11 protein-coding genes and 1 tRNA gene are annotated in these 12505 nt (G+C 60.8%); all 12 read left to right on the forward strand.

All coding sequences use genetic code 11. The features are described 5' to 3' along the window. Positions 1-340 precede the first annotated feature (340 nt). Entirely contained in the window at positions 341-2209 is a 1869-nt protein-coding gene (gene kup / locus ACTG2B_RS11005) for a low affinity potassium transporter Kup (RefSeq protein ID WP_104014706.1), read from the forward strand. Between the two features lie 606 nt (positions 2210-2815). Then, complete coding sequence (locus ACTG2B_RS11010; RefSeq protein WP_201885969.1) at positions 2816-3481, forward strand: 4Fe-4S dicluster domain-containing protein; 666 nt, start codon at positions 2816-2818, stop codon at positions 3479-3481. Next, the gene (hyfB, locus tag ACTG2B_RS11015) at positions 3481-5352 is read left to right on the forward strand and encodes a hydrogenase 4 subunit B (protein WP_439995760.1); all 1872 of its coding nucleotides are present in this window, start codon (positions 3481-3483) and stop codon (positions 5350-5352) included. The genes ACTG2B_RS11010 and hyfB overlap by 1 nt, the downstream gene beginning before the upstream one ends. Position 5353: 1 nt before the next feature. Beyond that, complete coding sequence (locus ACTG2B_RS11020) at positions 5354-6307, forward strand: respiratory chain complex I subunit 1 family protein (RefSeq protein ID WP_005345231.1); 954 nt, start codon at positions 5354-5356, stop codon at positions 6305-6307. A gap of 80 nt (positions 6308-6387) precedes the next feature. Continuing rightward, positions 6388-8106, forward strand: a complete 1719-nt coding sequence (locus tag ACTG2B_RS11025) for a hydrogenase large subunit (RefSeq protein WP_040065714.1) — start codon at positions 6388-6390, stop codon at positions 8104-8106. 9 nt (positions 8107-8115) lie between these two features. Beyond that, entirely contained in the window at positions 8116-8694 is a 579-nt protein-coding gene (locus tag ACTG2B_RS11030) for a formate hydrogenlyase complex iron-sulfur subunit (RefSeq protein WP_439995763.1), read from the forward strand. Beyond that, positions 8694-9509 carry an NADH-quinone oxidoreductase subunit B family protein gene (locus ACTG2B_RS11035; protein ID WP_005333324.1) on the forward strand — a complete coding sequence of 272 codons (816 nt, stop codon included), beginning with the start codon at positions 8694-8696 and terminating at the stop codon, positions 9507-9509. Before ACTG2B_RS11030 ends, ACTG2B_RS11035 begins: the two co-directional genes overlap by 1 nt. Continuing rightward, positions 9502-9915 carry a formate hydrogenlyase maturation HycH family protein gene (locus ACTG2B_RS11040; RefSeq protein ID WP_054544741.1) on the forward strand — a complete coding sequence of 138 codons (414 nt, stop codon included), beginning with the start codon at positions 9502-9504 and terminating at the stop codon, positions 9913-9915. Before ACTG2B_RS11035 ends, ACTG2B_RS11040 begins: the two co-directional genes overlap by 8 nt. After that, positions 9915-10208, forward strand: coding sequence for a hydrogenase maturation protease (locus ACTG2B_RS11045; RefSeq protein WP_439995765.1), 294 nt, complete (start codon positions 9915-9917; stop codon positions 10206-10208). Before ACTG2B_RS11040 ends, ACTG2B_RS11045 begins: the two co-directional genes overlap by 1 nt. Next, positions 10190-10405 (forward strand): hypothetical protein, encoded by a 216-nt coding sequence (locus ACTG2B_RS11050; RefSeq protein ID WP_439995767.1) that lies wholly within the window; start codon positions 10190-10192, stop codon positions 10403-10405. The genes ACTG2B_RS11045 and ACTG2B_RS11050 overlap by 19 nt, the downstream gene beginning before the upstream one ends. Positions 10406-10618: 213 nt before the next feature. Continuing rightward, positions 10619-10710, forward strand: a tRNA-Sec gene (locus ACTG2B_RS11055). Positions 10711-11024: 314 nt separating this feature from the next. Then, positions 11025-12503 carry an L-seryl-tRNA(Sec) selenium transferase gene (gene selA / locus ACTG2B_RS11060; protein WP_439995768.1) on the forward strand — a complete coding sequence of 493 codons (1479 nt, stop codon included), beginning with the start codon at positions 11025-11027 and terminating at the stop codon, positions 12501-12503. The last annotated feature ends 2 nt before the right edge of the window (positions 12504-12505 follow it).

A 12505-nucleotide genomic window follows, 5' to 3' on the forward strand; every position in this document is an offset into this window, starting at 1 on the left:
CTCAACCCGGTAAAAAATAGTGGCCAAACCACTTCCCCAGATAAAACAAACGGTTGCCCGCAGAGCGCATGAATATTTCAATCAACGGCCAATTAATAACCTTACTCAAAAGGACGTTTTGATTATTTATACCTGAGCATGAACCCGCAGAGTGTGTGTCATTATAAGCTTAACGACAGATGAACAGACTGTGTCCCATGAAACGCATCTTTATATCCGATTAGCTCCCTTCCCATCGCAATCCTTTGATTTCCCCCGATGTTGTATCCACACATACCTGATGTGTTCGGGGCGATCTGCTGTGGCAAACGTGTAAACATCAAACTGACAAGATGAACTCATGAACTGTGATAAACAACAAGCCATGTCCGGCGTCATGCTGGCGGCGATTGGCGTAGTCTATGGCGATATCGGCACCAGCCCGCTCTATACCTTGCGCGAGTGCCTGTCAGGTCAATTCGGGTTCGGCGTCGAGCCGGCCTCCATTCTCGGCTTTCTCTCGCTGATCTTCTGGCTGCTGATCCTGGTGGTGTCGGTCAAGTACCTCTCCTTTGTGATGCGGGCCGACAACGCCGGCGAGGGTGGCATTCTCACCCTGATGTCGCTGGCGACCCGCAACGCCTCCACCCGCTGGACGCCGCTGCTGATCATCCTCGGCCTGATTGGCGGCAGCTTCTTCTATGGCGAGGTGGTGATCACCCCGGCGATGTCGGTGATGTCGGCCATCGAGGGTCTGAGCATTCTCACCCCCGCCCTCGACCCCTATATCGTCACCCTCTCGGTGCTGGTGCTGACCCTGCTGTTTGCCATCCAGAAACATGGCACAGCCATGGTGGGCAAGCTGTTTGCCCCCATCATGCTGATCTGGTTTATGACGCTGGCGGTGCTGGGGCTGCGCGGCATCATCCACAACCCCGAGGTGCTGGGTGCGCTCAACCCCATCTGGGCGGTGCGCTTTTTTGTCCAGTACCAGACCACCTCCTTCTTTGCCCTCGGCGCCGTGGTGCTGGCCATCACAGGGGTGGAGGCGCTCTACGCGGATATGGGCCACTTTGGCAAGAATCCAATTCGCCTCGCCTGGTTTATCGTGGTGTTGCCCTCCCTAGTGCTCAACTACTTCGGTCAGGGTGCGCTGCTGCTGAGCAATCCCGCCGCCATTGCCAACCCCTTCTTCCTGCTCGCGCCGAAATGGGCGCTGGTGCCGCTGCTGCTGCTGGCAACCATGGCGACGGTGATCGCCTCGCAGGCGGTGATCTCCGGGGTCTTTTCGCTGACCCGGCAGGCGGTGCGGCTCGGTTATCTCTCCCCCATTCGCATCGTTCACACCTCCGAGCAGGAGTCCGGCCAGATCTATATTCCGGTCATCAACTGGATGCTCTATATCTCGGTGGTGATCGTCATCATGAGCTTCGAGCACTCCAGCAATCTGGCGGCGGCCTACGGCATCGCGGTGACCGGCACCATGGTGCTCACCTCCATCCTCTCCTGCTCGGTGGCCAAGAACAGCTGGCACTGGAACAAGTATCTGGTGGCCATCCTGTTTGCCGCGCTGCTCTGTATCGACGTGCCGCTGTTTGCCGCCAACCTCGCCAAGATCTTCTCCGGCGGCTGGCTGCCGCTCACTCTGGGCGCGGTGATGTTCACCGTGATGACCAGCTGGAAGAGCGAGCGTTTCCAGCTTATTCGTCGCCTGAACGAGCACGGCAACTCCCTTGAGCCGATGATCGCCTCGCTGGAAAAATCCCCGCCGACCCGGGTGGCCGGCACTGCCGTCTATATGTCGCGGGTGGTCAACGTGATCCCCCATGCGCTTCTGCACAACCTCAAGCACAACAAGGTGCTGCACGAGCGGATCATCCTGCTCACCCTGCGGGTGGAGGATGTCCCCTACGTCCACAATGTGCGCCGGGTCTGCATCGAGCAGCTCTCCCCCACCTTCTGGCGGGTGGTGGCGAGCTACGGCTGGCGCGAGACCCCGAACGTGGAGGAGATCTTCCACCGCTGCAACGCCGAGGGGCTCAGCTGCCGGATGATGGAGACCTCGTTCTTTATGGCCCACGAGTCGCTCATCATGAAAGACCGCCCCTGGTATCTCTATCTGCGCGGCAAGCTCTTTATGCTGCTGCAGCGCAACGCCCTGCGGGCCCCGGATCAGTTCGAGATCCCGCCCAACCGGGTTATCGAGCTGGGATCGCAGGTGGATATCTGATGGCGTGTTGATGGCCTCTTGATGGCATTGAAAACGTCAGCAAATAGAGAGGGAGGCATTGGCCTCCCTCTTCTTTTCCGTTAACCCCAATGACCGACCCCCTCATCCCCAGCCCTTCTCCCGCAAGGGGAGAAGGGAGCAAACCACGGCGACCATATGCTGCAAACGGTGCTATTCACGTCGTTCATTGCCCCTGTTCCCGGCATGCTGCCGATATATTTGCGTTATCGTGCGTCCGATTACGCTTCGCTAATCGAACCTACGGTTTCAAAACAGGCGGCCTCTATCCGAACAGACCACCGCCGTAGGGTGCAACAAGCGCAGCGCCGTGCACCGCGAACATATTTGATAGCGGTGCAATTCACTGCGTTCATTGCACCCTGCTTATGCTGCGTTTTCCAAGGTGACGAACCCTCTTGGGGGCTTCGTCACAAGTGACGAACGTCACAGTTCGACAGCCACATCAGCGCGTTCATCCAACCACACGAATATTTTTATTTATTTAAAAACAGCCACTTAAAACCAATTTCGCTGCAAAAACCAATCTGGCCCGTATCTTGCCAACCTGCCCCTACTTTCTCCGTTCGCGACACGACAAGGTAGGCTATGAACCGCTTCGTTATCGCTGACCCCAAGCTTTGTATCGGCTGTGGCACCTGTATGGCGGCCTGCAGCGAGGTACACAAGGCGCAAGGTTTGCAGCAAGCCCCCCGTTTAACCGTTATGCGACACGAGCAGGCGACCATGCCGGTTCAGTGCCGTCACTGTGACGATGCCCCCTGCATCAAGGTGTGCCCGGTCGAGGCCATTCGCCAGACCGGCGATTGCGTGCAACTCAACGAGTCACTCTGCATCGGCTGCAATCTCTGCGCCGTGGCCTGCCCCTTTGGCGCCATCCAGAGCGGCGGCAGCCGTCCGGTGGCCGTGGCCACCAGTTACGACACCTATATCCCCTGCTCCATCCGCTCCAGCAACCCCTCCACCTCCGCCGGCCTGCGCTGCTTTGGCGAGGATCTGCTGAGCTGGGAGCCGGGGGTGCGCAGCATCGCCGTCAAGTGCGACCTGTGCGAGTTTCGCGCCGACGGCCCGGCCTGTGTCGGTGCCTGCCCCTCCCAGGCACTGAAGCTGGTCAATGACGGCGACACCGAACGCGCCGCCCGTATCCGTCGCCAGCAAGCGGCCGACACCAACCCGCAAGGGGCCTCTGCCTTCTCGGCGCCTGCCACGGCGCTCCCTGCATCCGATTTATCCACCACAGAGGGAGCGTGCTGATGTTGTCCCCCCTTGTTATGGCCACGCTCCTGCTCTTTTTGCTGGGCGCTGCCGCCGGTTTGCTGCTGCAAAAGCTGCCCGCACTGGCCAACCGCCTCAATAGCGGCTTTGCCCTGCTGGGGTCACTCGCGGGTCTGGTCGCCGCCCTCCAGATCTTTGCCCAAGGCGCCCCCGTCGACGGCCAGCTCTGGCTGCTGGGCTCGGTGCACCTCGATATGCTCTCCGCGCTGATGCTGCTGGTGATTAGCACCGTCGGCGTCGCCGTCGCCCTCTACTCCTTTGCCTATATCCGCGAATATCAGGGCAAGGGCGATGTGGCCATCGGCGCACTAATGAACCTCTTCCTGTTTGCCATGGTGGGTATGGTACTGGCCGACAATGCGCTCGGTTTCTTGCTCTGCTACGAGCTGGTGACCCTCACCACCTACTGGCTGGTCAAGACCAACCCCGAGGCCGCCAAACAGAGCCGCCTCTATCTGGTGATGAACCATATCGGCATGGCGCTGATGCTGATCGCCTTCTGGCTGCTCTGCCGCGAATCTGGCTCGCTGGAGTTCGCCGCGCTGCGCGAGCACCATCTGACGGGCGGTTTGGCTTCTCTGGTGTTTCTGCTCAGCTTCTGCGGCTTTGGCCTGCGCGCCGGTTTCGTGCCGCTGCACGGCTGGCTGCCGGTGGCCGAGCCCGTTGCGCCCTCCCATATCTCGGCGCTGATGTCCGGCGTCATGGTGAAGCTGGGTCTCTTTGGCATTTTGCGGGTCAGCATCGATTTTCTCGGCGCCAGCCAGCTCTGGTGGGGCTATGTGGTGCTGATCTTCGGTGCCTGCTCGGCGGTGCTCGGGGTGCTGTTTGCGCTGGCCGAGCACGATCTCAAGCGGCTGCTCGCCTACCACACGGTGGAGAACATCGGCATCATCCTGATGGGGATGGGGATCGGCATGATCGGCATCGCCAACCAGCAGCCGGCACTGGTGGTGCTGGGGCTGCTCGGCGCTCTCTATCACCTGCTCAACCACGCAATCTTCAAGAGCCTGCTCTTTATGGGCACCGGCTCGGTGATGTTCCGCCTGCACACCCGTGACATGGACAAGATGGGGGGGCTGGCCAAGCTGATGCCCTGGACTGCGCTGGCGTTCCTCATCGGTGCCATGGCCATCTCGGCGCAGCCGCCGCTCAACGGCTTTGTCAGCGAGTGGTTTATCTATCAGTCGCTGCTCTCCATGGCCAAGCTCGGCACCTCCGTCGTCGCGCCGCTCGCGGTAGTGATGCTGGCTGTGACCGGCGCCATGGCGGTGATGTGTTTCGTCAAGGTGTATGGCATCTGCTTCTGCGGCGCACCGCGCAGCGAGAAGGCGAGCCACGCCCGCGAAGTACCGGGCGCCATGGTGGCAGGCACCCTGCTGCTGGCCGCGGTCTGTCTGGTGCTGGGTCTGGGCGCCCCCTGGATTGCCCCCCATATCGCCAGCTATGGCCAAGCCTTGGTAAGCGGCCAAATGAACGTGACCACCGGCGCCACCCTGCTGCCACTCGATAGCAGCCAGGCGATCCTCTCCCCGCCCGTTATCGCCATCACCTTGCTGGGTCTGTTCCTCATCCCGTTGCTGGTACTGGCCATCTTCAAGGGCCCCAAGCTGGGTCGTCGTCACGCTGGCACCCCGTGGGCCTGTGGTTACGCCTATGAGGAGCGCATGAGCCTCACCTCTGGCGGTGTCACCCACACCTTGCGCCGACTCTGCGCGCCGCTCTATCGCAAGCAGCCGCAGCTCGATCTGGCCAGCGCCCTGCACGGGGTGAGCGATACCAGCGGGACAACCGGCTGGTTGCTGCACGGCGTGGTGCTGGCGCTCTTTATCCTGATGGCTGTAGGAGTCTGATATGCCTGTTCTTGAAATGCCGAGCTGGGGCATGGTTGCCCTCGCCCTGACCCAGGCCATCGCCATGCTGGCGCTGGCGCCGCTCGCCACCGGTTTCAACCGGGTGCTGCGAGCCAAGATGCACTCCCGTCAGGGGCCGGGCCTGCTGCAGGATTACCGGGATATCGCCAAACTCCTGCGCCGTCAGGAGGTGACCCCCGAGCCTGCCGGCATCATCTTCAACCTGATGCCTGCGCTACTCATCGCCGCCCTCTTGCTGGTAGGGATGGCGCTGCCGACCCTGACTCACGAGTCCCCCTTCCCCATCGCCGGGGATCTCATCACCGATATCTATCTGTTCGCCATCTTCCGCTTCTTCTTCTCCCTCTCGGGGCTCGACAGCGGCAGCATGTTTGCAGGGATCGGCGCCCGCCGCGAACTGACTCTCGGCATTCTGGTAGAGCCCATTCTGGTGCTCGCCTGCTTCATCATGGCGATGATGGTGGGCAGCTCGGATCTGGGCAACATCAGCAGCTATGTGGCGACCCAGCCACTGGCCGCGCCCATCGCCACCCTGCTGGCCGGTGCCGCCTGCGCCTTCGCGGTGTTTGTCGAGATGGGCAAACTGCCCTTTGACTGCGCCGAAGCCGAGCAGGAGCTGCAGGAGGGGCCACTCACCGAGTACTCCGGTGCGGGGCTGGCCCTGCTCAAGCTCTCCATCGGCCTCAAGCAACTGGTGGTAGTGCAGCTCTTTCTGGTGATTTTCCTCCCCTTCGGCAAGGCGGCCAACTGGAGTCTGCCTGCGCTCATCGGCGCAGCGCTGATCCTCGCCTGCAAGCTGCTGGTGGCCTTTTTGCTGGCTGGCATCATCGAAAACGCCATGGCACGTACCCAGTTCGTGCGCACCCACAAGCTCACCCGCTACGGCTTGGGGCTGGCCCTGCTGGCGCTGCTCGCCTATCTGGTCGGGATCTGAATCATGCCCGCCAGCACAGCAACTTTTTCCGATTTCATCATTTGTGAATGCTCATTCCCGAACATTAAAGTGAGAACTGCATGACCATCGCCATTTCGGATCGCATCGGCTGCGACTACATCCAGCAGGTGCGAGCACAACTGCCCCACGCCATCGTCGACGAGGAGTGGCAAACCGCCGATCAGGCCACCATTACCGTCAAACCCACCAGTCTGGTCGAGACGGCCAGCCTGATCTTCCATCAGCTGGGGGGCTGGCTTCCGCTCTCCTTTGCCAATGACGAGCGCAGCCTCAACGGCCACTTCGCCGTCTACCACGTCTTCTCCATGGAGGGCGACACCAAGTGCTGGATCACCGTCAAGGTGCTGGTGGATGCCGATACCCAGGAGTACCCCTCCATCACCCCGACCATTCCGGCAGCGGTATGGGGCGAGCGGGAAATCCGCGACATGTACGGCCTGCGCGCCATCGGCCTGCCGGACGAACGCCGTCTGGTACTGCCGGACGACTGGCCGGAGGATATCCACCCCCTGCGCAAGGACGCCATGGATTATCGCCAGCGCCCGATGCCCACCACCGACACCGAGACCTACCCCTTCGTCAACGAGCTCGGCAGTGATGCCAACCGCATCGTGCCGGTCGGCCCGCTGCACATCACCTCGGACGAACCGGGCCACTTTCGTCTGTTCGTCGATGGGGAAGACATCATCGATGCCGACTACCGCCTCTTCTATGTCCATCGCGGCATGGAGAAGCTGGCGGAAACCCGGATGGGCTACAACGAAGTGGCCTTCCTGACCGACCGGGTCTGCGGCATCTGCGGCTTTACCCATAGCGTCGCCTACACCACCTCGGTGGAGAACGCCATGGGCATTCCGGTGCCGGAGCGGGCGAAGATGATCCGCGCCGTGCTGCTGGAGGTGGAGCGCCTGCACAGCCATATCCTCAACATCGGCCTGTCGAGCCACTTCACCGGTTTCGACACCGGCTTTATGCAATTCTTCCGGGTGCGGGAAAAATCCATGACCCTGGCCGAGCTGCTCACCGGCGCCCGCAAGACCTACGGCCTCAACCTGATTGGCGGGGTACGCCGCGACATCTTCAAGGAAGATCGCATCAAGGGTGCCCAACTGGTGCGCGAGCTCCGTGATGAGCTCAAACCCCTGGTGGCCATGCTGCTGGATACCGCCAACATCTCCTCCCGCCTCATCGGTATCGGCAAGCTCGAGCCGCAGATTGCCCGCGATTTCAGCTGCGTCGGCCCCATGGTGCGGGCGAGCGGCTTCAAGCGCGACGTGCGCCGGGTCCACGACTTTGCCGGCTACCGCGAGCTGCCGATGGAGATCCAGACCAAGGCGGGTTGCGATGTGCAATCCCGGGTGCTGGTGCGGATCCACGAGCTCTACGACTCCCTCGACATGATTGAGTTTGGTCTTGAGCACCTGCCGGAAGGGCCGCTTTTGACCGAAGGCTTCACCTATCAGCCGGGCAAGTTTGCGCTGGGCTTTACCGAAGCGCCCCGTGGCGAGAACGTGCACTGGAGCATGACCGGGGATAACCAGAAGCTGTTCCGCTGGCGCTGCCGCGCCGCCACCTACGCCAACTGGCCTGCTCTGCGCTACATGCTGCGCGGCAATACCGTGGCGGATGCGCCGCTCATCATCGGTAGTCTGGATCCCTGCTACTCCTGTACCGACCGGGTCACCCTGGTCGACCCCAAGAAGGGCAAATCCACCGTGGTCTCCTACAAGGAGATCGAGCGCTACGGCATCGATCGCAAAAACTCTCCGCTGAAATAAGGGGTCATCATGATCAAGCTGTTCAAGACCATCCTCAAGGCTGGCACCCCGACCGCCAAGTACCCCTTCGCTCCTTACGAGGTGAACCGGGATTTTCGCGGCAAACCCAAATATCAGGCGGATCAGTGCATCGCCTGCGCCGCCTGCACCAAAGCCTGCCCGGCCAATGCGCTGGTTATGGAAGTGGATATGGAGACCGGCGAACGACGCTGGGAGATCTCCATGGCGCGCTGCATCTTCTGCGGCCGCTGCGAGGAGGTCTGCCCGACCCGCGCCATCGCCCTCTCCCCCGAGTTCGAGCTGGCGGTAACCAACAAGGCGGATCTCTATGAGGAGGCCCGCTTCGCGCTGGCCCCCTGCACCCTGTGCGGCATCTACTTTGCCCCGAGCAAGCTGGTGGCGCTGGTGGAGGACACCCTCAAGCAGGCAGGCACGCCGCTGGCTCGCGATGCCAAGCCGCTAGCGCCGCCAGAGCGACTGCACCACTGCCCCGACTGCAAACGAAAACAGAGCATGCTGAGCCAGCCTGACTCGGCCCTGATCACACCGATAGCCACACCGATGGCCGCACAAAAGGAGTGGATGTGATGAGCAAGATCAAAGGCATAGAACCGGTTGTCGGCCATGCCCATACCCGCGCCGTGCCGCTGGCACAGGATCCCGAGATCACCAAACTCAAGAAGACCCTGCTCAAGGACATTCGCCGTTCAGCCTATGTCTACCGGGTCGATTGCGGCGGCTGCAATGCCTGCGAAATCGAGATCTTCGCCACCATCACCCCGCTGTTTGATGCCGAGCGTTTCGGCATCAAGGTGGTCGCCTCCCCGCGCCACGCCGACATCCTGCTCTTTACCGGCGCTGTGACGCGGGCGATGCGGGTGCCAGCCCTGCGTGCCTACGAGGCGGCGCCCGATCCCAAGATCTGCATCGCCTACGGCGCCTGCGGCTGTGACGGTGGCATCTTCCACGACCTCTACTGCGTCTGGGGCGGCACCGACAAGATCGTGCCGGTGGATGTCTATATCCCCGGCTGCCCCCCCACTCCGGCAGCCACCATCTACGGCTTTGCGGTGGCGCTCGGCCTGCTTGAGCAAAAACTCAAAGCCACCAGCCACGAGGTGCAACCGGGTGAGCGGGTCGAACTGCGCCACACCGGCATCCCCAATGAAATCCGGGTGATGATCGAACGCGAAGCGCGCCGCATGGCCGGTTACCGTCAGGGGCGGATCATCGCCGACGAGTTTATGGCCCTGCTCGAAGGGGCGACCCAGCAGGATGTGGATCTGCGCATCCAGAGCTACCTCGATCAGCACGACGATCCGCGCCTCTCGGAGATCGTCAACAACCTCGCAAACGCCTGTCTCAACCGGGCGGCCGGCAAGGGAGAGGCGGTACATGGCTGACGAGGTTTTCTTCTATCGCCTCTCGCGCAAGTTCGTCGACGAGCAGTTCGACGTGCCGGAAGAGGCCAGGGAGGTGATGTACTACAGCCTCGCCATCGGCCACCACCTCGGCATCGTCGATTGCCTGCGAGCAGACCTGGTCTGCTCGCTGACCGGTTATCGCGACTGGGTGGCCAAGCTGCCAGAGGGAAGTGAAGCGCGCCGCAAGATGGAGGGGTTTCTCACCTTTGGCGAGATCACCATCTATCGCGAGCACTGCCATATGCTGGCCTGCGCCTTCGACCGACTGCGCAAAGCCGAAGGCGTGCTCGATGAGCAGGAGCTGGGCTGGACCAACACCTTTATGGATCAGCTCACCGCCCTCTTTAACGACCCCCATATGTACCTGATGGTAAGGAGCCGCTGATGGGCTGCAATCTCGTGTTGACCGTGGGCAATGCCATGATGGGGGACGACGGTGCCGGCCCCTATCTCGCCGACAAGCTGCAAGCCGCCCCCCTGCCCGGCTGGATCCATATCGACGGCGGCATCGCGCCGGAAAATGTGGTCTACAAGGTGCGGGAGCTGCAACCGGAGCGAGTGGTGCTGGTGGATGCCGCCGAGATCGGCGAGAAGGCGGGAACCCTGCAGGTGATCCCCCCGAGACCATCGCCGAAATGTTTATCTTCTCGACCCACAATATGCCGCTCAATTTCCTGATCGACGAGCTCAAGACCTTTGTCCCCGAGGTGATCTTTGTCGGGGTACAACCGGCCATCGTGGCGTTTTCCTTCCCGATGACCGAGATGGTGAGCGAGGCGATGGATTATCTTTATCAGCATCTTGATGCAGCCAAAGATACCGACTTGTTAATAGATAAACTGGAGCAGTGGAATATTGACAATTCCAAGAGGTGATTATTTAGCGAGTTGTTAACGACCGTTATTGACCGACGGTTCCGGCAATGTGATCGAGGCCCGATGTTAAATTAAAAACATCGGGATAATTGTGCTGAACTTGATATAAAACAAGGTTCTTTGCTTTTTTCAAAAAATCGCTAACTCTCGATTTTTTATGACAAAAAAAGCGTTGCCAGTCACAGAAATTTGCCACAAAATGGCGACCGTTACGGAAGTTGATGGGGTCTGGTGGCCTCCTCGGTCTTCAAAACCGATGTGAGCCGAGAAGGCTTTGGCAGGTTCGATTCCTGCCTCTTCCGCCAAATTTATCTATTGAACAAATACTCTCTCGCTGAATTTTTCGGCCTGGATGTTATTTCCATTGTTTGTTCAATATGTTTGAAGTAATACCTTAAAAAAGGTGCTTGCCGCTTGCCAATATAATCCGAACTCAGGTTATCTCGCTGGCCAAAAATTAATTTATCAGCATCGATGCAGCATTAATTTATACCCGCTCATTGATGCATCCAGTTTGCAGTCATCCGCAAATCGCCAGCAGTGCCATAACCCGTCAGCTCGGCCTCTCTATCGGCAAACCGGTGCGCCTCCCGAACCCACGCACTGCACTGGTAATCCCATGCCGAACTCGTCTCACGCGCCAGCCATCCCCCACCGCCAGCCTGCATCAGGTCAGGCTACCGACGATTCACAGCCAGATTCTCAGCAACAGCCCAGCCAGCAACAAACGCGCCGTTTGCCACAAGTGGAACAGCTGCTGCAGCAACCCTTTCTCGCCGGGTTTATCGATACGCTGAGCCGCCCGCTGGTGACTCAGGCGGTGCGCGACACCCTGAGCGAGCTGCGCCAGAGCGAGGCGTTTCGCCAGCATGGCGTTGCCCCCGAGCAGATCGAGGCGCTGATTGCCAAACGCTGCCAACAGCAGTTGCGCCAGCGTCAAACCCGGGTGATCAACGCCACTGGCACCCTGGTGCATACCAATTTGGGGCGTTCGCCGTTAAGTGCCGAACTGTGGGATGAGGTGCGTGACCTCAACACCGGCTACAACAATCTGGAGCTGGATCTCGCCACCGGCAAACGCGGCGGACGCAAGGGGCTGATCGCCCCCCTGCTACGTTGCCTCACCCAGGCCGAGGATTCGCTGGTGGTCAACAACAACGCCGCCTCGCTCTTTTTGCTGCTGCAGGAGGTAGCCAAGGGGCGCGAGGTGATCGTCTCGCGCGGCGAGCAGATCCAGATTGGCGGCGGCTTTCGCATCCCCGATATTCTGGCCCTCTCCGGCGCCAAACTGGTGGAGGTGGGCACCACCAATATCACTACCGCCAAAGATTACCTCGATGCCATCACCGATCAGACCGCGCTGGTGCTGATGGTGCACAGATCCAATTTCGCCATTCGCGGCTTTACCGAATCCCCCGATATCGGCGAGGTGGCCCGCGCCCTCCCCGAGCACGTGGTGCTGGCGGTGGATCAGGGCTCCGGCTTGACCACCGAAGAGTTTGCGCCGGATGAAACCTCGGTGCGCCAGTACATCAAGGCGGGGGCGGATCTGGTCTGCTACTCCGGCGACAAGCTGCTGGGTGGCCCGCAATCGGGCATCATCAGCGGCCGCAGCGACCTTATCAAGCGGCTGGAAAAGCACCCCATGATGCGTACCTTCCGCCCGAGCCGCATCGTCTACTCCCTGCTCGAACGCCTGCTCATTCACAAGCTCAACAAATCTCCCGTCGGCGAGGGTATCGCCCATCGCACCCTGAGCAATCCGGCCGCCATGCAGGCGAGATCCGACCAGCTGATGGCCGCCCTGCCCGGTTGTTTTGTGCCGGTCCCCGCCCAGCTGGTGGTGGGCGGTGGCACCTTGCCGGACGAGTTCTATCCGGCCCCTGCGCTGGAGTGCACCGACCCGCGCCCGGCCCAGCAGCTGCTCGACGATTTGCGCGAACTGCCGGTGCCGGTCATCGCCACCGTGCGCCAGCAGAAGGTGCTGCTCAATATGGCCACCCTGCTGCCGACCGAGATGGAACTGCTGATCGCCCAACTCAAGGAATTGCTGCTGCCCGCCCCGTTCAATGCAACAAATGCGACCGAGGAGCCCTGATC

Origin of the sequence: Aeromonas sp. 30P (assembly GCF_051919805.1) — a bacterium.
Lineage (GTDB): Bacteria > Pseudomonadota > Gammaproteobacteria > Enterobacterales > Aeromonadaceae > Aeromonas > Aeromonas veronii.

Coding starts and splice junctions, on each gene's coding strand:
- kup (WP_104014706.1), top strand. CDS start 341: ATGAACTGTGATAAACAACAAGCCATGTCCGGCGTCATGCTGGCGGCG.
- ACTG2B_RS11010 (WP_201885969.1), top strand. CDS start 2,816: ATGAACCGCTTCGTTATCGCTGACCCCAAGCTTTGTATCGGCTGTGGC.
- hyfB (WP_439995760.1), top strand. CDS start 3,481: ATGTTGTCCCCCCTTGTTATGGCCACGCTCCTGCTCTTTTTGCTGGGC.
- ACTG2B_RS11020 (WP_005345231.1), top strand. CDS start 5,354: ATGCCTGTTCTTGAAATGCCGAGCTGGGGCATGGTTGCCCTCGCCCTG.
- ACTG2B_RS11025 (WP_040065714.1), top strand. CDS start 6,388: ATGACCATCGCCATTTCGGATCGCATCGGCTGCGACTACATCCAGCAG.
- ACTG2B_RS11030 (WP_439995763.1), top strand. CDS start 8,116: ATGATCAAGCTGTTCAAGACCATCCTCAAGGCTGGCACCCCGACCGCC.
- ACTG2B_RS11035 (WP_005333324.1), top strand. CDS start 8,694: ATGAGCAAGATCAAAGGCATAGAACCGGTTGTCGGCCATGCCCATACC.
- ACTG2B_RS11040 (WP_054544741.1), top strand. CDS start 9,502: ATGGCTGACGAGGTTTTCTTCTATCGCCTCTCGCGCAAGTTCGTCGAC.
- ACTG2B_RS11045 (WP_439995765.1), top strand. CDS start 9,915: ATGGGCTGCAATCTCGTGTTGACCGTGGGCAATGCCATGATGGGGGAC.
- ACTG2B_RS11050 (WP_439995767.1), top strand. CDS start 10,190: ATGCCGCTCAATTTCCTGATCGACGAGCTCAAGACCTTTGTCCCCGAG.
- selA (WP_439995768.1), top strand. CDS start 11,025: ATGCCGAACTCGTCTCACGCGCCAGCCATCCCCCACCGCCAGCCTGCA.